This window comes from Phytopseudomonas daroniae (assembly GCF_004327285.1).
Lineage (GTDB): Bacteria > Pseudomonadota > Gammaproteobacteria > Pseudomonadales > Pseudomonadaceae > Aquipseudomonas > Aquipseudomonas daroniae.
Window position 1 is genome coordinate 246,879 of the sequence record NZ_QJUI01000001.1, and the last position, 24,444, is coordinate 271,322.

Annotated in this window: 21 protein-coding genes; 6 read left to right on the plus strand and 15 right to left on the minus strand. The window is 63.6% G+C overall.

Annotation, left to right across the window (positions count from 1 at the left end; all coding sequences use genetic code 11):
- Positions 1–97: 97 nt before the first annotated feature.
- Positions 98–1,144 carry a polyamine ABC transporter substrate-binding protein gene (locus DNK06_RS01095; protein WP_131178203.1) on the minus strand — a complete coding sequence of 349 codons (1,047 nt, stop codon included), beginning with the start codon at positions 1,142–1,144 and terminating at the stop codon, positions 98–100.
- 216 nt (positions 1,145–1,360) lie between these two features.
- Here DNK06_RS01095 and DNK06_RS01100 point away from each other — a divergent pair, with 216 nt between their 5' ends.
- The 5 genes from DNK06_RS01100 to DNK06_RS01120 all read left to right on the plus strand — a co-directional run bounded on the left by DNK06_RS01100 (position 1,361) and on the right by DNK06_RS01120 (position 6,759).
- Positions 1,361–2,215 (plus strand): MurR/RpiR family transcriptional regulator, encoded by an 855-nt coding sequence (locus tag DNK06_RS01100; protein WP_242674645.1) that lies wholly within the window; start codon positions 1,361–1,363, stop codon positions 2,213–2,215.
- 460 nt (positions 2,216–2,675) lie between these two features.
- Positions 2,676–3,683, plus strand: coding sequence for a TRAP transporter substrate-binding protein (locus DNK06_RS01105; RefSeq protein WP_131175251.1), 1,008 nt, complete (start codon positions 2,676–2,678; stop codon positions 3,681–3,683).
- Positions 3,684–3,693: 10 nt separating this feature from the next.
- Positions 3,694–4,200: a TRAP transporter small permease gene (locus DNK06_RS01110; RefSeq protein ID WP_131175252.1), complete on the plus strand. Its 507-nt coding sequence runs from the start codon at positions 3,694–3,696 to the stop codon at positions 4,198–4,200.
- Positions 4,197–5,483 carry a TRAP transporter large permease gene (locus DNK06_RS01115; protein ID WP_131175253.1) on the plus strand — a complete coding sequence of 429 codons (1,287 nt, stop codon included), beginning with the start codon at positions 4,197–4,199 and terminating at the stop codon, positions 5,481–5,483. Before DNK06_RS01110 ends, DNK06_RS01115 begins: the two co-directional genes overlap by 4 nt.
- 49 nt (positions 5,484–5,532) lie before the next feature.
- Positions 5,533–6,759, plus strand: a complete 1,227-nt coding sequence (locus DNK06_RS01120; RefSeq protein ID WP_131178204.1) for an aspartate aminotransferase family protein — start codon at positions 5,533–5,535, stop codon at positions 6,757–6,759.
- A gap of 163 nt (positions 6,760–6,922) precedes the next feature.
- Here the strand turns inward: DNK06_RS01120 and DNK06_RS01125 are convergent, their stop codons facing one another.
- From DNK06_RS01125 to DNK06_RS01180, 12 genes are all read right to left on the minus strand, one after another.
- Positions 6,923–7,792, minus strand: coding sequence for a LysR substrate-binding domain-containing protein (locus tag DNK06_RS01125; RefSeq protein WP_131178205.1), 870 nt, complete (start codon positions 7,790–7,792; stop codon positions 6,923–6,925).
- A gap of 228 nt (positions 7,793–8,020) precedes the next feature.
- Positions 8,021–8,458, minus strand: a complete 438-nt coding sequence (locus tag DNK06_RS01130) for a VOC family protein (protein ID WP_131178206.1) — start codon at positions 8,456–8,458, stop codon at positions 8,021–8,023.
- Positions 8,459–8,717: 259 nt separating this feature from the next.
- Positions 8,718–9,917: a formaldehyde dehydrogenase, glutathione-independent gene (gene fdhA, locus DNK06_RS01135; protein WP_131178207.1), complete on the minus strand. Its 1,200-nt coding sequence runs from the start codon at positions 9,915–9,917 to the stop codon at positions 8,718–8,720.
- A 249-nt stretch (positions 9,918–10,166) separates the two neighbouring features.
- Positions 10,167–11,024, minus strand: a complete 858-nt coding sequence (gene purU / locus DNK06_RS01140) for a formyltetrahydrofolate deformylase (RefSeq protein ID WP_131178208.1) — start codon at positions 11,022–11,024, stop codon at positions 10,167–10,169.
- Positions 11,025–11,141: 117 nt separating this feature from the next.
- Positions 11,142–12,116 (minus strand): IS110 family RNA-guided transposase, encoded by a 975-nt coding sequence (locus tag DNK06_RS01145; RefSeq protein WP_131178209.1) that lies wholly within the window; start codon positions 12,114–12,116, stop codon positions 11,142–11,144.
- A 382-nt stretch (positions 12,117–12,498) separates the two neighbouring features.
- A complete protein-coding gene (locus DNK06_RS01150; RefSeq protein ID WP_131178210.1) occupies positions 12,499–13,134 on the minus strand; it encodes a sarcosine oxidase subunit gamma in 636 nt (211 codons plus the stop codon).
- An 89-nt stretch (positions 13,135–13,223) separates the two neighbouring features.
- Positions 13,224–16,265: a sarcosine oxidase subunit alpha gene (locus DNK06_RS01155; RefSeq protein WP_131178211.1), complete on the minus strand. Its 3,042-nt coding sequence runs from the start codon at positions 16,263–16,265 to the stop codon at positions 13,224–13,226.
- The gene (locus DNK06_RS01160; RefSeq protein WP_131178212.1) at positions 16,262–16,585 is read right to left on the minus strand and encodes a sarcosine oxidase subunit delta; all 324 of its coding nucleotides are present in this window, start codon (positions 16,583–16,585) and stop codon (positions 16,262–16,264) included. The genes DNK06_RS01155 and DNK06_RS01160 overlap by 4 nt, the downstream gene beginning before the upstream one ends.
- Before the next feature lie 197 nt (positions 16,586–16,782).
- On the minus strand, positions 16,783–18,033 hold the full coding sequence (locus DNK06_RS01165) for a sarcosine oxidase subunit beta family protein (protein ID WP_131178213.1): 1,251 nt from the start codon (positions 18,031–18,033) through the stop codon (positions 16,783–16,785).
- Positions 18,034–18,165: 132 nt separating this feature from the next.
- Positions 18,166–19,419, minus strand: a complete 1,254-nt coding sequence (glyA, locus tag DNK06_RS01170) for a serine hydroxymethyltransferase (protein ID WP_131178214.1) — start codon at positions 19,417–19,419, stop codon at positions 18,166–18,168.
- 172 nt (positions 19,420–19,591) lie between these two features.
- Positions 19,592–20,332, minus strand: a complete 741-nt coding sequence (locus tag DNK06_RS01175) for a TraX family protein (RefSeq protein WP_242674646.1) — start codon at positions 20,330–20,332, stop codon at positions 19,592–19,594.
- Positions 20,333–20,442: 110 nt separating this feature from the next.
- Entirely contained in the window at positions 20,443–20,742 is a 300-nt protein-coding gene (locus DNK06_RS01180; RefSeq protein WP_131178215.1) for a hypothetical protein, read from the minus strand.
- 190 nt (positions 20,743–20,932) lie between these two features.
- On the opposite strand from DNK06_RS01180, the gene DNK06_RS01185 reads away from it, so the two are divergent.
- Positions 20,933–21,973 (plus strand): threonine aldolase family protein, encoded by a 1,041-nt coding sequence (locus tag DNK06_RS01185; RefSeq protein ID WP_131178216.1) that lies wholly within the window; start codon positions 20,933–20,935, stop codon positions 21,971–21,973.
- Between the two features lie 67 nt (positions 21,974–22,040).
- Here the strand turns inward: DNK06_RS01185 and DNK06_RS01190 are convergent, their stop codons facing one another.
- Both DNK06_RS01190 and DNK06_RS01195 read right to left on the minus strand, forming a co-directional pair.
- A complete protein-coding gene (locus DNK06_RS01190; RefSeq protein WP_242674647.1) occupies positions 22,041–23,354 on the minus strand; it encodes a DUF3396 domain-containing protein in 1,314 nt (437 codons plus the stop codon).
- Positions 23,351–24,439, minus strand: a complete 1,089-nt coding sequence (locus DNK06_RS01195) for a DUF3396 domain-containing protein (protein ID WP_131178217.1) — start codon at positions 24,437–24,439, stop codon at positions 23,351–23,353. The genes DNK06_RS01190 and DNK06_RS01195 overlap by 4 nt, the downstream gene beginning before the upstream one ends.
- Between the last annotated feature and the right edge of the window lie 5 nt (positions 24,440–24,444).

The window sequence follows — 24,444 nt, forward strand, 5'->3', positions numbered from 1 at the left end:
GTTGAGCGAAGCGATACCCATCGCACGCTGACCCGGGTATCGCTTCGCTCAACCCAGGCTACTTCGATGCGATGCTCCAGCCGCGACCTGCCAGCACTCAGTTGGCGGTACGCACGCGCGTCCACACCCGGTCGTACTGACGCAGGCCCTTACCCAGATCCTCGAAGATCTGCAGCTTGGCCATCACCTCGGCGGGCGGGTTGACCTGCGGGTTGTCGCGCAGCTCGGCCGGCAGCAGCTTGAGCGCTTCCTTGTTGGGCGTGCCGTTCATCTGCTGCGCGGTGTTCAGCGCGGCGATCTCCGGTTGCAGAAAGAAGCTCATGAAGCGCTTGGCGTTGGCCTTGTTCGGCGCGCTCCTGAGCACGCACATGTCTTCCTGGTACAGGGTCGCACCTTCTCTGGGGATGACGTAGGCGAGATTCTGCGGATCCTGCTTCACGTACATCATCGCGCCGACGAAATAATGCGCGGCCGCGGCATCGCCGGACTGCACCATCGGCACGCTATCGTAGGTGAAGGCGGAGATCAGCGGCTTGCGCTCGATCAGCCAGTCGGCGGCCTGCCTGAGCTCGGCGGCATCGTTGCTGTTGACCGACTTGCCGTCCTTGATCAGACCGACGCCGAGGGTTTCGCGCATGTCGTCGAGCATGATCACCTTCTTGCCGGCCTGCGCCTCGGCGAAGAAATCGTCCCAGCTCTCGATCGGCCTGGACACCTTGCTCTTGTTGTAGAAGATGCCCACCGTGCCCCAGGCGTAAGGCATGCAGTACTCGCCCTGGGGATCGGACTTGGCGCGCAGGAAGGCCGGATCGATGTTGGCGAAGCCCGGATCCTGGTTGATGTCGGTCTTCTCCAACAGGCCGAGCGCGGCCATGCTGTCGTGCATGTGTACCGAGGGGAAGACGATGTCGTAGCCTTTGGCGCCGGCCTGCAGCTTGGCGAGCATTTCCTCGTTGCTGCCGTAGGTGTCGAGCGACACCTTGATGCCGGTTTCGGCGCTGAAGCGGCTCAGCACCTCGGGGTTGATGTAATCCCCCCAGTTGTATAGCCGCAGTTCCTCGGCAGCCTGGGCGGCGCCGGAGACGAGACTGCCGCCGCAGGCGACGCACAGGGCGAGATGACGCAGGGGACGCGGGATGGGCATATTCCTGTTCTCCACTGTTATGACCGCTCGAAGGCGCGGCATTTGCTTGTTGCGGCAGGAATTGCGCAAGAGTCGAGCGCGGGGCGGAAAGACTTCTGCTGGCTTTCTTCACCCGTATAGCGGCAGATCGAGGTCTCTTTGCGGTACGGTTGTAGCGTAGAATATATTTATTCCAAAGACCAACAATTTGACATTTAAATGTCAGAACGATTTGGCATGGCAGGGGAAACGGACATGCTCGATGGCAAGATGCAACACCTGGAAGGCAAGCTGACGCCGGCCGAGCGCACCTTATGGGCCTATATCCAGGCCAACCTGGAAACCCTGGCGTTCGAGAACGGCGCCAGCCTGGCGGCCAAGAGCGGGGTCAGCCCCAACACCGTCAGCCGTTTCCTGCGGCGCCTCGGCTACAAGGGCCTGAAGAGCCTCAAGGAAGAACTGCGCGACGAGGTCCGCGTGCAATCACTGCTCAACACCACGCTGATCGACCGCGTCGAACAGCAGCCCGACGATCTGCTGGCCCATCTCAACGAGGAGATCGAGGCGCTCAGCGCCTTCGCCAACCAGCTCGGCAGCCAGCACTGGCAGGACATCGTCGCCCGGGTCAGCCAGGCCGAACGGGTGTTCGTCTGCGGCTTCCAGACCATCCGCGGGCTGGCCGAGGACTTCGCCAACCGCCTGGCCCTGGTGCGCTCGGGCGTGGAGTTCCTCGACCTCTACAGCGGCGTGCTCGGCCAGTGGATCGACAGCCACAACCAGCGCTGCTGCGTGATCCTGATCGACATCGCGCCCTATGCCGAGGCCGGCGTCGCCTTCGCCAACAACTGCCTGCAGCAGGGCACCGACCTGGTGGTGTTCACCGACGAGTACGGCATCGCCCGGCACATCGACACCCCCCACATCATCACCATGAAGACCAAGACCGGCCTGATCCTGGAGTCCACCGGCGGCCTGACCAGCGCCCTCAACGTGCTGCTGCACTGCGTGGCCAGTTCGCGCAAGGATCAGCTCAAGGAGCGCCTGGCGGCGTACCGCGCGCGGGTGGAAAGCCTGAAGCTGTACCGACCCTGAGCCCGACCCCACGCGGTTGCGCCCATGGTGGTTACCCCGCCACGTGGATCGTGACCGGAGTACGGCTTGCCCCGTAGCCTGGGTCGAGCGCAGCGATACCCAGGGGACGGTTTCCCGGGTGTCGCTGCGCTCGACCCGAGCTACGGATAGCGTTCGACCGCCAGATTCGTGTGGGAGCCGCGACCTCGCGGCGATTGGTGGCCGTGACACGGTTTGTGGAAAGGCCGCCAGCGCCTCGCGCCGGGGTCGACGCTCCTACGGACGCCGAACGGCTCTGGCAGGCCATAAAAAATGGCCGGGAGCCATTTTTAACGTCGCTGGCGACAGCCCGCAGGGTGGCCGCCAGGGATGGCAGGCCATAAAAAAGCGCATGCCGGCATTAGTTATTGTTATGGCGAAACCCGCCTGCCGCTGAAAGCCGCTGGGTACACTCGAGGCTATTCAACGGGGAGGGTTCACCATGAAATCGACAAACCTGCTGCGTGGCGCCGGCCTGCTGCCCATGATCACGTTGTCCGCCGTGTGCCTGCTGGCATCGGGCCACAGCTGGGCGGAGCGCACACTGCGTGTCGCCCACGCCTCGAGCGGCGACAGCCTGGTCAACCAGGCGATGACGCGCTTCGCCGCCGAACTCGAGGCCAGAAGCGGCGGCGAGTTGAAAGCCAGGGTGTTCCCCGATGGACAGCTGGGCGATGAAGGCCCGATCGCCGAATCCGTGGGCATGGGCTCGATCGACATCGGCCTGGGTGGCGTGGTCGAACCCATCGACCCGAGGCTGAACGTGGTCACCCTGCCCTTCCTGTTCCAGGATGCGGCCAATGTCTATGCCTTCTTCGATACGGACGCCGGCAAGGAAGTACTGGGCTTCGGCCACGATCACGGTTACAAGGTGCTGGCCCCACTGGACTCGGGCTTCCGTCAGTTCGTCGGCAGCCGCAAGGCCATCGTCACACCCGCGGATCTGGCCGGCATGAAGGTGCGCACGCCGCCGATGCCGACCATCCTCGCCACCATGAAGCAGTTCGGCGCCCTGGCCCAGTCGATTCCCTACGGCGAGGTCTACACCTCGCTGCAATCCGGCGTGGTCGACGGCGCCGAACCGGAGGCCCGCGACTACTACGACCAGAAGTGGTACGAGCCGGCAGGCTACCTGTCGATCGCCAACTACCTGTGGTCGGCGAACTGGTGGTACATGAACCTCGACACCTACGAAAGCCTCGAGCCGGCCCAGCGCGACGCGCTCGATGCCGCCGTGGCCGATGTCACCGCCTGGTACCGCGGCCAGCTGGGCGCCGTGACCGAGCAGGTGATCGCCGAGCTGCAGACCAAGGGCGTCAAGGTCAACCAGGTCGATACCGCACCGTTCGGGGCCATGGCCGGCCCGGTGTACGACACCTTCGCCAGGGAATGGGGCGACGAACTCATCCAGCGCGTGCGCAGCGCCGCCGCAGCCAGCGCCCAGCCCTGAAGGAGCCCGCATGAGTCAGTTGCCTGAAACCAGCGCCCGGCAAGGCTGGGGCGAGCGCGTGTTGTGCCTGATCGGTGGGTTGCTGTTTATCGCCACCTTCACCGCCATCGTGGCGGGCATGGCCGCGCGCAGCTTCAAGCTGTCGGGCTTCGAGTGGTCGTTCGAGATCGCCGGCATCGGCTTCATCTGGATCACCTTCATCGGCACCGCCATCGCCGAGCTGCGCGGTGAGAACGTCTGCTTCGACGGCCTGTTGAAGCTCATGCCGGCCCGTGCCCAGCACGCCATGACGGTGCTCTGCGCCGTGTTGCTGGCCGGCGTGTCCGGCTGGCTGCTGTACAGCGCACTGGCGGTGCTCAAGCGCTCGGCCTGGGTTCCCACGCCGGTGCTGCGCTGGCCCACCGGCATCACCACCCTGGCCCTGATCAGTTGTGCGGTGGTTCTGCTGCTGATCGCGGCCATCCGTCTGTTCAAGGTATTTTCCGGCCGCGGCCGCGTACTGGGAGCGACCCGATGATCATCGCCCTGCTGTTCGGTGGCTTCTTCCTGTTCCTCCTGCTGGGCGTGCCGGTGGTCTGGTCGATGGCCGCCGCTACCATCATCACCCTGATCTTCGGCGATGTCGGCGTACCGGTGGGCTGGCTGGCGCAGCAGACCATCCGCGGCGCCGACTCGCTCTCGCTGATGGCCATTCCGCTGTTCCTGTTCGCCGGCGAGCTGATGAACCGCGGCGGCCTGACCCGGCAGATCATGCGCATCGCCGAGCACCTCTTCGGGCGCTTTCGCGGCGGGCTCGGCCTGGTCAACGTGGCCACCTCGTTCGTCTACGGCGGCCTGACCGGCTCGGCCACCGCCGACACCGGCGCAGTGGCCAAGGTGATGATCCCGGCCATGGAGGAGCGGGGCTATCCCAAGGCCTTCGCCGCCGCGGTCACGGCGGCGTCCGGCACCCTGGGCATCATCCTGCCGCCGAGCGTGGTGTTCATCATCTACGGCGTGCTGACCAACACCTCCATCGGCGGCCTGTTCATGGCCGGCATCCTGCCGGGCGTGCTGCTGGCGCTGACCTTCATGGTCGCCGCCTACGTGGTCGGCGTGAAGGAGAACTTCCCGCGCCAGGACACCCGGCCGAGCTGGCGGCGCCTCTTCCTCGACCTGCGCGCGGCGCTGCCGGCGCTGCTGATGCCGCCGCTGATTCTCGGCTCGATCGTCAGCGGCCTGGCCACGGCCACCGAGGCAGCGGCGCTGTCAGTGATCTACGCCCTGCTGGTCGGCGCGCTGGTCTATCGCGAGCTGTCCTGGGACGTGCTCTGGCCCTCGATCATCGAAGCGGTCAGCACCACCGGGGCGATCATGATCATCATGGCCGTGGCGGTACCCTTCAGCTGGCTGCTGACCGTGGAGCAGGTGCCACAGACCATCGCCACCTGGATCACCAGCCTGCATGGCGGCGCGGTGGTGGACATCGTCCTGGTCATTCTCGCCCTGGTGGTGGTCGGCCTGTGGCTGGATCTGGGCCCGGCGCTGATCATCCTCGCGCCGATCCTGGTGCCGATCGCCCAGAGCGCGGGCCTGGAACCCTACCAGATCGGCGTGCTGTTCACCGTCACCCTCGGCGTCGGCCTGTTCACCCCGCCGGTGGGCACCAACATCTTCGTCGTCTGTAACGTCGCCAAGCTGAGCATCGGCGCGGTATCGCGGCGCCTGGTGCCGTTCTGGGTGGCCAGCGCCGTGGCCATCGTGCTGCTGGTGATCTTCCCCGAACTCACCGAGTGGCTGCCGAGAATGGCCGGTTACTGAACCCCCTTTATCACTGAACCGCTCTACCCGACTTCAAGGAAACCATGCGATGCACCATCTCGTTGGTGGAATATCCAGCGCCGGCCGCGCTTTGCCCGCTCTGGACGGAATCCCCTTTCTGGCACAGCGTGCCGCGGCCCATCAGGTCTGGGATACGAATGGCCGCGCCTATATCGATACGGCCATGGGCTTCGGCGCGGCCAAGCTCGGCCATGCCGACCCGGACGTGCTGGACGCGGTGACCGAGGCGCTGCGACGCGCGCCCATGCCATCCTACGCCCACGCCCTGGAGGAGCAGGCGGCCAGCGCGCTGGCGAGCTGTACTGGCGCGCTGGATCAGGTGATCTTCGTCAACACCGGCAGCGAAGCGGTGCACCTCGCCTGCCGTGCCGCCCGGGCCTATACCGGGCGCAAGCTGGTGGCCAAGTTCGCCGCCGGCTACGACGGCTGGTACGACCCGGTCGCCTTCGGCAACGCCGCCAGCGCCGACGCCGAGATGCCCGGCGCGCGGCCGGTGAAGGACGGCATGACCCTGCTGCGCTACAACGACTTCGACGACATCGAGCGATTGTTCGCGCAGCACCCCGACATCGCCGCGGTGCTGCTCGAGCCGATGCTGGCCAACGCCGGCTGCGTGGTTCCGGCGCCCGGTTATCTGGAGCGGCTGTGCAAGAGCGCCCACGCCCATGGCGCACTGGTGATCCTCGACGAAGTGCTGATGGGCTTCCAGGTGCGCGCCGGGCTGTTCAGCCAGGCCTTCGCGGTGGACGCCGACCTGGCCTGCGTCGGCAAGGCGATAGGCAGTGGTATTCCGGTCGCGGCGGTGCTGGGAACGGCAGAGGTCATGCGCGGATTCGAAACCGGCAACGTCGTGCGCGCCGGTACCTACAGCGGCAACCCACCGGCCTGCGCCGCCGTGCTGGCGACGCTCGGCAAGCTCAAGCGCTTCGACTACGCGACGCACCAGGCCGACGGCAACTGGTTGCGTCAGGCGCTGGAACAGGTCTTCGCGCGCAACGGCCTGGCACTGAGCACCAGCGGCTATGGCAGTGTCTTCAGTTGCTGGCACGCGCCACGGGCACCGAGCGATTACAGCGAGGCCAGCGCCTGGCTGAAGCCGCAGCGCTCGCTGGATCTGCACCTGGCACTGCGCCGGCGCGGCCTGCTGACGATGCCCGCCGGATACGGGCGCATCTACCTTTCGGTCGCGCATACCCGTGCCGTGCTGGAGCAGATGCTGGAGATATTCAGCGAAGTGGCCGAAGCCTGGGCCTAGCCCCAAATGCCAGTCAGTCAAGCATTTGACCCACAAAACGGCGGTTTGCCCTGGCTCTGTGGGAGCCGCGACCCCGCGGCGATGGGTGGTCGCACCGTGAATCCCGCTGTATGGCTGCCATCGCATCGCGCGGAGACAGCTTCGTTCGCGTTAGATAGAGCGCTCAGGCGATGGCGGCCTGGCAGCTATCGGCGTCGAATTTCTGCTCGATGAAGTGCGCCAGGCGGCGCACGGCCAGGCGCGCGCCACTCGGCATGACCAGGGCGAGCTCCTGGCTGGCGAGGGCGGGCAGGCCCTCTTCGGGGCCGAGAATGCGCCAGTCGGCGGGGACGGCCGTGGCGGGCAGCACGGTCAGCGCTTCGCCCATGCGGATGGCGGCCTGCACGCCCTGGATATGTGATGAGGTACAGACGATACGCCACTGGCACCCGGCCCGATCGAGGGCCGCGATGGCCTTGGGCCGCGCCCGGCAGCCCTCGGGAAACAGCACCAGCGGCAAGGGCGAGAGCAGTTCCGGTCGCCTGTCCGGATGCGTGCACCAGAGCAGGGCCTCGCGCTTGAGCAGCACTCCGATGGGGCGATCCTTCTCCCGGGAAATGATGGCCATGTCCAGGGTGCCATCCTGCAGCATCTGCTCCAGGCGGTAGGAGAAGTCACAGATTACCTCGACCTGGGCATCGGCCTGCCGTAGCGGGTAATCGCGCAGCAGCAGCGAGCCGATGCTTTCCAGGTAATCGTCGGGCATGCCCACCCGAATACGTGTCGCCTCGCTTTCTCCCAGCGCGAACAGCGCCTCGTCCTCCAGCTCGCGGATGCGCCGTGCATAGCCGATCAGCAGCTCACCGGCACGGGTCAGGCTGACACCACGCCGCGAGCGTTCGACCAGCCGCTTGCCCAGGCGATCTTCCAGGCGCGAGATCATCAGGCTCACGGCGGCCTGGGTCTTGCCGATGTGCTCACCTGCCGCCGTGAAGCCGCCGTGGTCGATGACCGCGACGAAAGCGGCCAGGGCATCGGTATCGAGGTGGCGCATGGGGATGCTCCGAATACAGCCTGAAGGGTGCTAGGGTCTGTTGACGTTGCCGCGAATGCTGCGTTTCTCGACGCTCATTTGGAACGACCAAACTTCACGTCTCGTGCCTTGCCTCGCGGCAAAACGGGCTCCGGCGCGGTCGTGCTGAAACGTCAACAGACCCTAGGCAATGCAAGTTCCGTTCCCCGGCCAGCCAAGTACGGCACGCGCCATCGCGGTGCGCCGTGTTCAATCGGGCAGGATCATGTGCCCCGACTCGTCCAGCGGCGCGAAGGGGTTGTGGGCCAACTCCCACACATGTCCATCGGGGTCGGCGAAATAACCGGAGTAGCCACCCCAGAAGACCTTCTCCGGTGCCTTGAGCAGTGTGCCTCCGCAGGCGATGGCGTGGGCCATGGCGGCGTCCACCGCCTCCGGGCTTTCCAGGTTGTGCGCCAGGGTCACGCCGGAAAAGGCCGGCTTGCCCGGTTGCTCGTCGATGTTCGCGTCCCGGGCCAGTTCATCCCGGGCGAACAGCGTCAGCACGAGTCCCTTGAGCTTGATGAAAACGATCTGCTCCTGGGAGGCCGAGGAGCGTTTCCAGCCCAGTCTCTGGTAAAACGCCGCGCTGGCTTGAACGTCGTCGACGCCAAGGGTGATCAGGGAAATGCGTCGGTCGAAGGACATGCCGGTCTCCAGTGGCAAATGCATATTGTCAGGGGGGAATCCATACGTCTTGGCCGCATCGAGGCCAGGGCCATGGCAACGATGCAGTATCGCACGCGTAGGAGCCCCGACCTCGGGGCGATGCGATGGCAGCCATACAACGGGATTCGCGGTGCGACCACCCATCGCCGCGGGGGCGCGGCTCCCACACACCTGAGCAACGCCATAGCCGCTTCCGAAACCTGGAAGCGGAGCCGGCTGGCCCCGCTCCCGGCTGGCTTCACGCCGCGCTGAAGGTCTTGTGCGGGTCGATGACGAATTTCTTCGGCACGCCGGCATCGAACTCGCCGTAACCGCGTGGTGCATCGTCCAGGCTGATGACCTGCACGCCGACCACCTCGGCGATGTTGATGCGATCCCACATGATCGCCTGCATCAGCGCGCGGTTGTACTTCATCACCGGGGTCTGGCCAGTGTGGAAGCTGTGCGACTTGGCCCAGCCGAGACCGAAGCGGATGCTCAGGCTGCCGATCTTCGCCGCCGCGTCCACCGCGCCCGGGTCTTCGGTGACGTAGAGGCCGGGGATGCCGATCTTGCCGGCTACCCGTACCACGCCCATCAACGAGTTGAGAACCGTGGCAGGTGCCTCGTGCTGAGCGCCGGCATGGCCATGCCCCCGGGCCTCGAAGCCCACCGCATCGACGGCGCAATCCACTTCCGGTTCACCGAGCAGGTCGGCGATCTGCTCGTGCAGCGGCGTGTCCTTGGACAGGTCGGCGATTTCGAACCCCTGTGCCTTGGCGTGTGCCAGGCGCACCGGATTGACGTCACCGATGATGACCACCGCCGCGCCGAGCAGCCGAGCCGAAGCCGCTGCCGCCAGGCCAACCGGGCCGGCACCCGCCACATAGACGGTGCTGCCAGGGCCGACGCCGGCCGTGACGGCACCGTGGTAACCGGTCGGCAGAATGTCGGAGAGGCAGGTCAGGTCGCGAATCTTCTCCATGGCCTTGTCGCGATCCGGCAGTTTCAGCAGGTTGAAGTCGGCGTAAGGTACCAGCACGTATTCGGCCTGGCCGCCCGTCCAGTCGCCCATATCCACGTAGCCATAGGCACCACCGGCACGCGCCGGGTTGACGGTCAGGCAGACGCCGGTGTGCTGTTCCTTGCAGGAGCGGCAGCGGCCGCAGGCGACGTTGAAGGGCACGGACACCAGGTCGCCGATCTTCAGGTTCTCGACATCGCTGCCTTTCTCGATCACTTCACCGGTGATCTCGTGGCCGAGCACCAGGCCGACCTGGGCGGTGGTACGGCCACGCACCATATGCTGGTCGGAACCGCAGATATTGGTGGAGACCACCTTGAGGATGACACCGTGTTCGATCTTGCGACCACGCGGATCCTGCATTTTCGGGTAGTCGATCTTCTGTACTTCGACCTTGCCTGTGCCGAGATAGACGACACCGCGATTACCAGACATATGTCTCTCCTTTCTTCTTGTGGATACAAAGACGCGACGGCTGTCGCGCAGGCCTTGTAGCGGAGCGTTGAAGCGTCTGTATCGGCACGCGCCGAAAACTGGCAGGAGGCGTGCCGAATCGGCGTATCGACGATCGATCGTCGAACGCAGGTCTGGGGAGAGTAGCCAGCGGCTGTCGGTTGCGTGGGCGCAGAACCGACAGTCGACGTTCCATGTGCGGCAGATACAGCCGCCAGGATGTCGTTGGCGCTACAGCACCACGGTGCGGTTGGCGTTGAGGAACACCCGGCGCTCGAGGAAATAACCGACGGCACGGGCCAGGGTCAGGCACTCGATATCACGGCCCTTGGCGACCAGATCCTCGGGGTAGTGCGCGTGATCGACGCTTTCCACGCCCTGGGTGATGATCGGGCCTTCGTCGAGATCGTTATTGATGAAGTGCGCCGTGGCACCGACCAGCTTCACGCCCTTCTGGTAAGCCTGGTGATAGGGCTTGGCGCCCTTGAAGCCGGGCAACAGCGAGTGATGGATGTTGATCGCCCGGCCGTCGAGTTTGCGGCACAGGTCGGCGGACAGTACCTGCATGTAGCGGGCGAGCACCACCAGCTCGGCGCCGGTTTCCTCGACCACCTGCATCACCCTGCGCTCTTGCGCCGGTTTGTCGTTGGGATCGAGGGGGAAGTGGTGATACGGGATGCCGTGCCAGTCGGCCAGCGGCTTGAGATCCGGATGGTTGGAGACGATGGCGGTGATGTCCATCGGCAACTGCCCGGTGCGCTGACGGTAGAGCAGATCGTTGAGGCAGTGATCGGCCTTGGAGACCATGATCACTACCTTGGCGCGATAGCCCGGCGACGTCAGCTCGGTGTGCATATCGAACGGCGCGGTGCGCTCGCCGAGGCCGGCGAGGAAGGCCGATTCATCGAAATCGGCCTGGGCACGAAATTCGACGCGGATGAAAAATCGGCTGGCCAGCCGGTCATCGAAGCTGTGGTGTTCGGTGACGTAGCAGCCCTGTTCGAACAGGTAACGGGTGACCACATCCACCGTGCCAAGCAGGCTCGGGCAGTGGGCGGTAAGAATCCAGGTGTCGGGGGTGCGGCTCATAACAAACTCCGATGATGTTCACCCCTCTCCCCCCGGGAGAGGGGCCGGGAGTGAGGGTTCTTTGGGCTTGCTCAGTTTCATGCTCGAACGGCTGGTTCGTAGATACCGTCTTAACCCTCACCTCGCAATAGCGAGTTGCGGGTTAAAGGGTTGGCCGGATTTGAGCACCCCGTAAGCGATGCATAGCAGCTTGCGCATGGCCGCGCAGACGATCTGTTTGCCGGTCTTGCCTTTTGCTCGCAGTCGCTCGGCCATTGCCCGGATCGCTGAATTGTAAGTCAGGGAGGTAACCGCCGGCAGGTAAAGTCCGCCGCGCAGTAATGCAGACCCCATCCGCGATATACGCACATGCCCTTTGTGCTTGCCCGACTCCTGCAGCCTTGGATTCAAACCGGCAAATGCGGTGACGGCTCGGCTGTCGTCGAAGCGCCGTATATCACCCAGCTCCGCCAGCAGTAACGCCGCTGTTCTGTCGGCAATGCCATCGATACTCTTGAGCAGATCGCGTTGCCCTCTCAGATCATCGTTGTCATCGAAGTGCTGCTTGATCGCCTTGAGTGTGTCAGCAATCTGCTGACGAATATGCCCCAGTACCGACTGGATCGACGCGGCTACCTTGGCATCGCTCGTCACGTCCAGACGATTCTGTTCCATCTGCTCCAGTTCCTGCAGATCCTTGAGGCGATGTGTCAGCGCTTTGAGGCGTTTGATCGAAGGCTGTTCCGGTTTCCAGGCGCGCAGTTCTTTCTGATGCCGATGGCCATAATCGGCAATTAGCTTGGCGTCGACCTTGTCGGTCTTTACTCTCTGCAGCTGACTGCGGGCGTAAAACGCGATCTGAGCCGGGTTCAGCACGCAGACCTGATAACCGCGCTCATACAACCATTCAGCCAAGGCCTCATGGTAAATGCCGGTCGCTTCCATCACGATCCAGGCCTGCGCCTCAGCGTGTTTGTTCAGCCATTGCAGCAGCACTTCAAACCCCTTTGGGTCGTTGGCCAGCTTGGCTTTGGTGCGGTGTTTGCCATTGGCCTGAAGCGTGGCGATATCGAAGGTGTGCTTGGCGACGTCGATGCCAACAACAGTACTCATCATCTCCTCCTTTGGGTTGCTGATCGTCACTGCATCCGTCCAACCTTGCTGATGCGAGCTCGAAGCTCTGGATACCGTTCGGACTTAGCGGATGAGTGTGGAGGGGCGCAGCGCAATCTACGTTGCAAGCTCAAGGCTTAAGGGTGGACACGGCTTGCAGCTCCTCCCCCGATGATCAGTCGGGAACCATAGCCTCACTGAAAGGCTGTAGTCGAGATACAAGGGTGGACGACGCTTGCCTACGCGGCCCGATCCACCCTACGTCTGCTTACGCCTTGATCCTGCAGCCCGTAGGATGGGTGAAACCCATCAATTGCCGATGGGTTGCACCCATACGACCGTCCGCTTGCGCCTTGATCCTGCCATTCACCGAAACGAGAGCCTAGGCCTCGACCGCCAGACCATACTCGCCGCTGGCGTCCTGCAGCCAGGCCCAGATGTAATCGGCGAAGCTGCGGCGCACCAGCAGTTCCCAGGTGTCTTCGCCGGTATGGCGGATATACAACTGGGTCTTGGCGAAGTTGCTGCCGACCGCCTTGCCCACCGGGAACTGGCTGGGATGAACGTCGTAGCTGGTGGATTTCATCAACACGTCGCGCACGTTCGGGCCGCTCAGTTCGAGGAGGGTCTGCCCGCCGCTGACGTTGACCACCTGAATGTGCTGGCCATCCAGCGCCTCACGTAGCCTCTGCTCGGTGGCGAGCTCCTCGCCACGCGGCACGATGACCAGGAACTCGTCCGGACTCATCCACTGCACCGAGCTGTCGCCCTTGGCCACCAGGCCCAGGGCCACCGGCAGTTCCAGCCCCAGGGCCTTGTGCACACCTTCGGCGAAAGCCGCGTCCTTGCCGTCACCACGCAAGGTCAGGTGCCCCAGGAGCTTCTTCTCGCGCAGGGTCACGCCCGCACCACTTCTGCCCTTGCCGACCAGCTCGTTGAAGCCGGCATGGTGCAGCGGCGACTCGACTTTTACGCCGGAATCATCGGGACGCTGCTGGTAGACGTTTGCTGCTGTCATGTCGTCAGTCCTTCATAGGTGGGAGACGCCTTCGAGGACGCCACCCTTTCGCTCTTGCTTGCGGCTTGCAACTTGGAGCTTGCCGCTGCTCAAACCACGTTCTGCCGTTCGCCTTTCGGGTCGTAGAACACCGAGCTGACGATCTGTGCTTCGATCAACCGACCGTCGCGGGTCGGTGCGAACACCTTCTGGCCCATACGCTTGATGCCGCCCTTGACCAGTGCCAGGGCGATACCGTGGCCCAGGGTCGCGCTCATGTAGCTGGAGGTCACGTGGCCGGCCATCTTCATCGGCTTGGGCTGGTTCGGGTCGAATACCAGTTGGGTGCCCTCGGGCAGCACGTCATTGAGGTTCACCGGTTTGAGGCCGACCAGTTGCTTGCGGTCTTCCTTGAGGGTGTCCTCGCGGTTCATGCCGCGCCAGCCGATCCACGAGAACGGCTTGGTGCGGCCGACGCACCAGCCCATGTTGAGATCGTCCGGAGTGACGGTGGAGTCGGTGTCCTGGCCAACGATGATGAAGCCCTTCTCGGCACGCAGCACGTGCATGGTCTCGGTGCCGTACGGGGTCAGGTCGTATTGCTTGCCGGCTTCGGCGATCTTTTCCAGCACGCCCATGGCGTAGTCGGCCTGGATGTTCACCTCGTAGCTCAGCTCGCCGGTGAAGGAGATGCGGAACACCCTGGCCGGCACGCCGGCGACCAAGCCTTCCTGCCAGGTCATGAACGGGAAGGCTTCCGGCGACAGATCGATATCGGTGACCTCGGCCAGCAGTTTGCGGCTGTTGGGGCCGGACAGGGTCAGGGTCGCCCAGTGGTCGGTGACCGAGGTGAAGTACACCTTCAGCTCCGGCCATTCGGTCTGGTGGTACAGCTCCAGCCACTGCAGCACCCGAGCGGCGCCGCCCGTGGTGGTGGTCATCAGGAAGTGATTGTCGGCAAGGCAGGCGGTCACGCCGTCATCGAAGACCATGCCGTCTTCCTTGCACATCAGGCCATAGCGCGCCTTGCCCACGTCGAGCTTGGTCCAGGCGTTGGTGTAGACGCGGTTGAGGAACTCGCGGGCGTCCGGGCCCTGGATGTCGATCTTGCCGAGGGTCGAGGCGTCCAGCAGGCCGACGCTGGCACGCACCGCCTTGCACTCGCGGGCGACGGCGGCATGCAGGTCTTCGGCGCCACGCGGGAAGTACCACGGCCGCTTCCACTGGCCGACATCCTCGAACTTGGCGCCCTGCCGGACGTGCCAGGCCTGCAGCGCGGTGTAGCGCTTGGGCTCGAACAGCGCACCGGCGTTGCGCCCGGCTACCGCACCGAAGGAAACCGGCGTGTAATTGGGGCGGAACATCGTGGTGCCCATCTGCGGAATGCTCACGCCAAGGGCGCGGGCAGCGATGGCCAGACCATTGATATTGCCCAGCTTGCCCTGGTCGGTACCAAAGCCCAGCGCGGTGTAGCGCTTGACGTGTTCTACCGACTCGAAGCCCTCGCGCACGGCCAACTCGATGCCAGCGGTGGTGACGTCGTTCTGCAGGTCGACGAACTGCTTGGGAGCACGCGCCGTGGGCTTGTCGTGGGGCACCTGATAAAGACCGATGGAGGCTTCCTCGACGCGCTTTTCGGCACGCGGCAGTTCACCGCTGACGGCTGCGAAGCCGCTCTCGGCCGCGGCCTTGGCGCCCGCTTCGAAACCGTCAGCCAGCACATCACCGAGCTTGAACACGCCATTCACCGCACCGGCGCAAACCCGTGCCTGCATGCCCAGGCCATCGCCGGGCACGAAGGCGAGGATGTCTTCCTGCCAGGTCGGGCGACCGCCCAGGTGCGACGCCAGGTGCACCACCGGGCTATAGCCGCCGGAGCTGGCGATCAGATCGCACTCCAGCCACTCGCCGGGGCTGGTGACCTTGAAGGATTGCGGATCGATGGCGGCGATGCGTGCGGCCTCCACGCGCTTGCTACCCTTGACGTCGAGCACCGAGCTGCCGGTCAGCACGCGTACGCCCCGGGAGCGCGCCTCTTCGACCCAACTGCCGCGCGGGTTGCTGCGCGCATCGGCGATGGCCACCACCTTGAGACCGGCATCGAGCCAGTCCAGGGCCGTCTTGTAGGCGTAATCGTTGGTGGTGGCGAGCACCAGCTTCTTGCCGGGCGCCACGCCATAACGGCGCACGTAGGTGGAAACGGCCCCGGCCAGCATGTTGCCCGGCACATCGTTGTTGCCGTACACCAGCGGGCGCTCGTGGGCACCGACCGCCAGCACCACGCGCTTGGCACGTACGCGGTGCAGACGCTGGCGGACCGGACGATGGGCGAATGCGCCAAGCGGCGCGCTGTCGCCGAGGTGATCGGTGCAGCGCTCGTGAATGGTCAGGAAGTTGTGGTCGTGGTAACCGTTGACCGTGGCACGCGGCAGCAGGACGACTTCCGGGAAGGTCTTCAGCTCGGCCACCACCTTGCTCACCCACTCGGTAGCGGGCAGGCCGTCGAGTTGCTCACGGGTATCCAGCAGGCTGCCGCCGAACTCTTCCTGCTCGTCGGCGAGAATCACCCGCGCACCACTGCGCGCGGCAGCCAGCGCCGCGGCCAGACCAGCCGCGCCCGCGCCGACCACCAGCACGTCACAGTGCCGGTTGACGTGATCGTAGGTGTCCACGTCATTCTCTTTCGGCGCACGGCCGAGCCCGGCGGCCTTGCGGATGTACTTCTCGTACGTCAGCCACATGTTCTGCGGGTACATGAAGGTCTTGTAGTAGAAACCGGGCGGCATCATGCCGCCACCGACCTTGCCGAGAATGCCCATCAGGTCGGTGTTCACGCTCGGCCAGCCGTTGGTGCTGCCGGCCACCAGGCCGGCATAGAGCGCCTGCTGGGTAGCGCGGATGTTCGGTACCTGAGTGGCTTCGCGGGAGCCGACCTGCAGCACGGCGTTCGGCTCCTCGGCACCCGCGGCGACGATGCCGCGCGGGCGTGAGTATTTGAAGCTGCGGCCGATGATATCGACGCCATTGGCCAGCAACGCGGCAGCCAGGGTGTCGCCCGCATACCCGCTGTAGGACTGGCCGTTGAAGGTGAAGCTCAGCGGCTGACTGCGGTCGATGCGACCGCCGTTGGCGAGGCGATTGATCTGGCTCATGCCGTGGCTCCTTGGGCGAGCGGTGCTGGCTCGGCGACTGCTTCGGTCACGCTGGGTTTCTCGCCGATCCGGTAGGTCTCGAGAATCTGGTAGCTGACGGTGTGGCGGGTGGCGTTGAAATACTTGCGGCAACCGGCAGCATGCAGCCATAGCTCATGACGCAGGCCACGGGGGTTGTCGCGAAACCACATGTACTCGCCCCATTCGGCATCGCTGCAGGCAGCCGGATCCAGCGGCCGCGGGATGTGGGCCTGGCCGGCCGGGCTGAGTTCCTCTTCGGCGCGAAGTTCGCCGCAGTGCGGGCAGAAGATGTGCAGCATGGTTGGAGCCTCCGGTGAATCTTGTTACCTGCTCGAATCGTCGAGAAGGGCTCGTTCCGCTCCCTCTCCCCCTGGGAGAGGGCTGGGGAGAGGGGCTCCTGGGCCAATCGTGGCGCCTGGAACAACCCTCACCCGCCCTTCGGGCACCCTCTCCCAGAAGGAGAGGGACATTCAGTTGTTGCGCTGCGCGCAACCTTTCAATGTGCGACTGCCGCGGCGCCGTGTTCATCCACTAGCGCGCCGGTGTGAAAGCGCTCGATGGAGAACGGTTCAGCCAACGGATGGGGCTCGCCCTTGGCCAGGGTCGCGGCGAACACATGGCCGGAGCCCGGTGTGGCCTTGAAGCCGCCGGTTCCCCAACCGCAGTTGATGAACAGGTTCTTGACCGGTGTCTTGCCGATGATCGGGCAGGCGTCCGGCGTGGTGTCGACGATGCCGCCCCACTGACGGTTCATGCGCACCCGCGAGAGCACCGGGAACATCTCGACGATGGCCTCGATGGTGTGCTCGATGATCGGGTAGGAGCCGCGCTGGCCATAGCCGACCCAGCCGTCGATACCGGCACCGATGACCAGGTCGCCCTTGTCCGACTGGCTGATGTAGCCGTGCACGGCGTTGGACATGATCACGCTGTCGATGATCGGCTTGATCGGTTCGGAAACCAGGGCCTGCAACGGATGGGATTCGATCGGCAACCTGAAGCCGGCCTTGTGTGCCAGCGGCCCGGTGTTGCCCGCCACCACCATGCCGACGCGCTTGGCGCCGATGAAACCCTTGTTGGTTTCCACGCCGATCACCGCACCATCCTGTTTGCGGAAGCCGGTGACTTCGGTCTGCTGGATCAGATCCACACCCAGGGCATCGGCGGCGCGCGCGTAGCCCCAGGCCACGGCATCGTGACGGGCATTGCCGGCACGACGCTGTACCGAGGCGCCAAGCACCGGATAACGGGTATTGGCGCTGCAATCCAGGTAGGGGATTTCCTCGGCCACCTGCTTGGTGTCGAGCAATTCGTTGGGGATGCCGTTGAGGATGTTGGCGGTCACCAGACGTTCAGCGTCACGCAAGTCCTGCAGGGTATGGCACAAGTGGTAGCAACCGCGCTGGGAGAACATCACGTTGTAGTTCAGATCCTGGGACAGGCCTTCCCACAACTTCATGGCGTGCTCGTACAGCGCCGACGACTCGTCCAGCAGGTAGTTGGAGCGCACGATGGTGGTGTTGCGCGCGGTGTTACCGCCGCCCAGCCAGCCCTTCTCGATCACCGCGATATTCTTGATGCCATGCACTTTGGCCAGGTAATAGGCGGTGGCCAGGCCGTGACCGCCACCACCGATGATGACCACATCGTAGACCGGCCTGGGCGTCGGGTTGCGCCACATGCGCTGCCAGTTCTCGTGGTGGCTGAAGGAATGCTTGAACAGGCCGAAGCCGGAATAGCGCTGCATGGGGAACTCCTGAATTCTGCTTGCTTGTAGGAGCTCACCTGAACCGTAGGATGGGTGAAACCCATCAGTTTTCGATGGGTTCCACCCATCCTACGATGTCAAAGCCTGTGGCCCCTACGTGACGACAATGCGTTAGCGATACACCGGGTAATCGGCACACAACCCGGCAGCCAGCCCGGCCACCTGGGCCTCGACATCGGCGTCGCCGAGGTGCTCGAGGATGTCGCTGATCCAGCCCGCCAGCTCACGGCACTGGACTTCCTTGAAGCCGCGGGTGGTGACCGCCGGGGTACCGATACGCAGGCCGGACGTCACGAACGGCGATTGCGGATCGTTGGGCACGGCGTTCTTGTTCACCGTGATGCCGGCGCGGCCAAGAGCAGCGTCGGCATCCTTGCCGGTAATGCCCTGCTTGATCAGCGAGAGCAGGAACAGGTGGTTGTCGGTACCACCGGAGACCACATCGAAACCACGCTCGATGAATACCTCGGCCATGGCCTGGGCATTCTTGATCACCTGTGCCTGGTAGTCCTTGAAACTCGGCTCCAGAGCTTCCTTGAAACACACCGCCTTGCCGGCGATCACATGCATCAGCGGGCCGCCCTGGGCGCCCGGGAAAACCGCGGCGTTGAGTTTCTTCTCGATTTCTTCGTTGGCCTTGGCAAGGATCAGCCCGCCACGCGGCCCACGCAGGGTCTTGTGGGTGGTGGTGGTGACCACATCGGCGAAGGGAATCGGATTCGGGTACAGACCGGCCGCGACCAGCCCGGCAACGTGGGCCATGTCGACGAACAGGTATGCGCCGACCTTGTCGGCGATGGCACGAAAGCGTGGGAAATCCAGGGTCTTGGAGTAGGCGGAGAAACCGGCGACGACCATCTTCGGCTTGTGCTCGATGGCCAGGCGCTCGACTTCGTCGTAGTCGATCAGCCCGGTGTCGGTATCAATGCCGTACTGCACGGCGTTGTACAGCTTGCCGGACGAGCTGACCTTGGCGCCGTGGGTCAGGTGACCACCATGGGCCAGGCTCATGCCGAGGATAGTATCGCCGGCCTGCAGCAGCGCCAGGTATACGGCGGAGTTGGCCGACGAACCGGAGTGCGGCTGCACGTTGGCGTAATCGGCACCGAACAGCTGCTTGGCGCGATCGATGGCCAACTGCTCGACTTTATCCACATGCTCGCAACCGCCGTAGTAGCGCTTGCCCGGATAGCCTTCGGCGTACTTGTTGGTCAGGCCGCTGCCCTGCGCCTCCATCACCCGCTTGCTGGTGTAGTTTTCCGAGGCGATCAGTTCGATGTGATGTTCCTGACGACGCTCCTCTGCATTCATCGCGCTGAGCAGTGCGTCATCGTAGCCCTGAATCCGGTCTTGCTTGCTGAACATCACGTATCTCCCCGAGGCGCCTGAAGGCGCCGCATCTGGCTCGGTTGCTCGATATGAGTCTTGTTGCAGCGATGGTATGACTCGCCCTCGAGAACCAGATGCCTATGCACGCCACGGGAGATTGCGTTTGCGACATGGGCGAGTGTCGCAATCACGCATGCGTGAAAGCCGGTCAGACGCTGCGCAGCGCCACCAGGACAAGAAAGTGCGCGGGGTAGAACAGGTAGGCCCAGCGCCGTACCGGCGGTATCGGGAACGGCGGGCGCTGACGCAACAGCAAGAGACCGATCAGCGGGGCGAGCAGGCAGATGCCGAGCACGCTCCAGGCGAACGGGTCGCCACGAGCGGCGTCGCGGTAGAACGGTGCCCAGTAGTTGGCCGCCAGGCAGCAGAGCATCGGCAGCAACCAAGCGATATAGGGTTTGCGCAGCGCCAGCAGGAAGGCGGCGGGCAACACGGCTCCGAAGGAGCCGAACATCAGCCAGTCATGGCCAAACACGGCGATCACCAGCGCAGCCGCACCCAGCAAGCAGGCCTGGAGCTGCGGCCGCTGCACGGCGTTGGCGATCAGCAGGCCAAGCACCAGGGTCGGCAGCACGTTGAGCGATTCCGCCGTAGGCACCAGCATGCGGTAAGGCCACTCAGACAGCAGCGAGAACAGCAGCAACCAGCCGAGATAGCTCAGGGACACGCCACTCGAAGCGCCGACTCTCGGCCGTGCGACATTGGCGGCGATCGCCAGACAGAACAGCGGAAAGGCCAGGCGGCCAGGCACGTAGAGAAAATACAGGGAGGGCCAGACATGGCGAAGGTGATCGATCAGCATGGTCAGCAGCGCCAGCCATTTGATCAGGTCGAGGGCCGCGTCACGGCCAAAAGGCATTTGCAGGGAAGCAGATGGGGCTGGAGGCATGCGCATGCGTCACGCAGGGGGATGAAGCTGCACGGTAGAGGCTGTCTGCGCCTCGGCGCAAATCAAAAGGCGGCGCAGGGCTGCACCCTGCGCCGTCCGTACGACACTGACTACTGCAATTGCGCGTTGCAACTGCTCGAGGCAGTGACCAGACGCTGTTGCAGCGCTGCATCCGGCGGAACCTGCTGGCTCATCTCGGCCATTTCCGCCTCGCTGAACTCCTCGCTGACCTTGGTCGCGGCGCAGTCGCAGAACGCGGTGAGTTTCTCCTGAGAGTGGCCGGACTGAGCGCCTTTCACGCACTCCTGAACGAAGGTCGCTTTGGCTTCTGGTGACCAGGGCTCGGCTGCCACGGCCGGTAGGGCGAAGGCGAGCGGTGCGAAAAGTGCGATCAGATGACGGTAGCTCATGGTGGGCTCCTGTAGCTTGGAATCGGCGAGTCCTTGAATACGACTCTCTGCTTTGTGAGCCCATCGGCGCCTGTGAGTTCAGAATGAATGCCCTGAACAATATGTCGCGCCAGCGAGTTCTATGCATACCCAAGGCGGGCTAAAGTAGCGGCATACGCCCGCACGGGGCGACGCAGACAAGGATTTTCCAATGCCCGACAACGCCCAGCAATTCGCCAGCGACAACTACTCTGGCATCTGCCCCGAGGCCTGGGAAGCCATGGCAGAGGCCAACCAGGGTCATCAGCGCGCCTACGGCGATGACGAATGGACAGCCCGCGCCGCCGACCATTTCCGAAGCCTGTTCGAAACCGACTGCGACGTGTTCTTCGCCTTCAACGGCACCGCCGCCAACTCCCTGGCTCTTTCCGCGCTGTGCCAGAGCTACCACAGCGTGATCTGCTCGGAGACCGCCCACGTCGAGACCGACGAATGCGGCGCGCCGGAATTCTTTTCCAACGGCTCCAAACTGCTCATCGCACACACCGAGCAGGGCAAACTGACCCCGGCCTCGATCCGCGAGATCGCCCTCAAGCGCAAGGACATCCATTACCCGAAACCTCGCGTGGTCACCCTGACCCAGGCTACCGAAGTCGGCACCGTCTACCGCCCCGAGGAAATCCAGGCGATCAGCCAGACCTGCGACGAACTCGGCCTGAACTTGCACATGGACGGCGCGCGCTTCTCCAATGCCTGCGCCTTCCTCAACTGCAGCCCCGCGGAGCTGACCTGGAAAGCCGGTGTCGATGTGCTCTGCTTCGGCGGCACCAAGAACGGCATGGCGGTCGGCGAGGCGATCCTGTTCTTCAACCGTGACCTGGCCGAAGACTTCGACTACCGCTGCAAGCAGGCCGGGCAACTGGCCTCGAAGATGCGCTACCTGTCGGCGCCCTGGGTCGGCATCCTGCAGAACGACGCCTGGCTGCGCTATGCCAACCATGCCAACCGCTGCGCGCAACTGCTCGCCGAACTGGTGGAGGACGTGCCCGGTGTCAGCCTGATGTTCCCGGTGGAAGCCAACGGCGTGTTCCTGCAGATGTCCGAACCCGCCATCGCCGCCCTGACCGCCCGCGGCTGGCGCTTCTACACCTTTATCGGTGCTGGCGGCGCCCGCTTCATGTGCTCCTGGGACACCGAAGAGGCTCGCGTCCGCCAACTGGCAGCGGATATTCGCGAAGTGATGGCCGGCTAAAGAGACGACTTCCTGCGTCAGTTCGCCGGGGTGGTTCTGGAGCGCATCCCAACATCGCTGCGCTCGCTCACAAGCGCTCCGGCAAGGTGTTGGCTGCGCTCAGAGCAGGTTCGTTGGCCAGCAGTTTGGCGCGCCAGGCGGGTATCTCGCTCTCCGTCACATCCAGGCGCTTGAGCCACTGATCGGCCGACCAGCCGACCAGCCGCAACTCCCCGTCATGAGAGCCTCCGTGTAACGAGCCTACGGTCTCGTAGCGGATGCCCTTGAGTACATGGTTCAGCAGCACGTAGGCGGCCGGTTTCGGGTCTTCGGCATCACCACCCAGGTACGGATAGGCGCCGGCCTGGATCACTACACCGTTACCGTAGTCGTAGAAGGCGAAATGGCTGGATGGCAGTTGCGCACGCAATGCCTCCAAGCCGCCTGCCAGATCCAAGCGCTCCTGATCGAGCAACGTCAACCAACTGATGGTTTTGATCTTGGGTTGTTTGAACTGCGGACGGTTAGCCAACAAAGCTGCAGTGCCTACATCCAGCTCTGGCATACGTGCAGCCATAAATGCCTCAGTCGGCTCGTTACTGCTCTGACTTGTGGGGGAAAGGTTGAAAGCGTAGCTAACATAGCCCTGCTCTGGATTCAGCCGCCGTGCAAAACCCAGAAAAAGGCGTAGAAAATCCAGCGGCTGTTGCTCTTGGTAAAGAAGCGGTATGGAAAATTCCAACACACTCAAATCACGCCCAATCCTCGCCTGCCAGCCCCGCTTGCCATAAACATCAAAAACCCAGGCGCTGGCATCGCGAGATTGCTTGCCGCTGGTGTAGCAGAAGCTGAGATGATCGTCTTCATCCATTGCCCCCATCATCTCGCGCAGCGACTTGGCGTCACCGTATGCTGTCAGTGGTTTTCCTTGCGGGGGCTCTTCACGCCAAAGCCAGGTAAGGTGCGGCTCGGCCAAGTGCCTAAACTCGTCGAAGCATTGGCACAGCGCCTCACGCACCAAAGGGGTATGAGCCTCCTTGAAATAAAGCGTACCGCGTAGGCAAAGCACCGCGCCGATATAGTCCTCGGGACCACCTTTCATCAGCAGGTTGCCGGGCAGCGCTGGTAGCCCGGTGAGAGACGCGACGCGACCATCTGGCCTCGTAAAGCACTCGATCAGTTGATCTGCCAGCTGCGCCGCTGTACGCAGAGCAGTGGCGGACGGGCCATTTAGCGGAAGGCAGGAAAGCGGCAACGGGTAGTCGACCCAGGGCGTCAGCCCATGTTCATCGGACGTGACCGTGGCTTCCCACCCATCCTCCGCATACAGGCGCACCTGATGATTGGCCATGGGCAAACCGGTTTCCTGATTAGTCAGGGCAAAACGCTGCCGCTCGCTCACAAGCGCTCCGGCAAGGTGTTGGCTGCGCTCAGAGCAGGTTCGTTGGCCAGCAGTTTGGCACGCCAGGCGGGTACCTCACTCTCCGTCACATCCAGGCGCTTGAGCCACTGGTCGGCCGACCAGCCGACCAGGCGCAACTCGCCGTCATGAGAACCTCCGTGTAACGAGCCTACGGTCTCGTAGCGGATGCCCTTGAGTACATGGTTCAGCAGCACGTAGGGAGCCGGTTTGGGGTCTTCAGCATCGCCGCCAAGGTAGGGGTAAGCGCCGGCCTGGATCACGATACCGTTACCATAATCGTAGAAGGCGAAATGGCTGGATGGCAGTTGGGCGCGCAGAGCCTCCAGGCCGCCTGCCAGCTCCAAGCGTTCCTGGTCGAGCAAGGTCAGCCAACTGACGGTTTTGATCTTGGGATGTTTGAACTGCGGGCGGTTAGCCAATAAAGCCGCCGTGCCTGCATCCAGCCCGGGCATACGTGCGGCCATAAAGGCTTCAGTGGGTTGATTATCGTCCCGCTTGGTTATTGAGAGGTTGTAGGCATGACCCGCATAACCTTGTTCCGGGTTCAGCCGTCGCGAGAAGTCGATAAATAGCTGCAGAAACTTAATCGGGCTCTGCTCCTGATACAACAGTGGAATTGAGAATTGCAGAACGCTGAGATTTCGTCCGATTCGAGCCTCCCAAGCAGACTTGCCATAAATCTCGAAGAACCAGGGACTAGCATCATTCGCCCGGCGACCACTCGTGTAATAGAACGTCAGCGGGTAATCCTCATCCATACCGGATAGTATTTCACGCAACGGTTTTGCATCACTGTACGCAGTCAGTGGCTTTCCTTCTGGTGGCTCCTCACGCCACAGCCAGGTGAGATGGGGCTCGGCCAAGCGCTTGAATTCGTCGAAGCATTGGCACAGTGCCTCGCGCACTAGGGGGGTATGGGCCTCCTTGAAATAAAGCGTACCGCGCAGGCAAAGCATCGCACCGATATAATCTTCGCGACCACCCTTCATTAACAGGTTGCCAGGTATTTCCAATAGATTCGGTTGTTTGGCCAATTCCTCGGCCATGTTGAATTCCGGTTCCATAATAT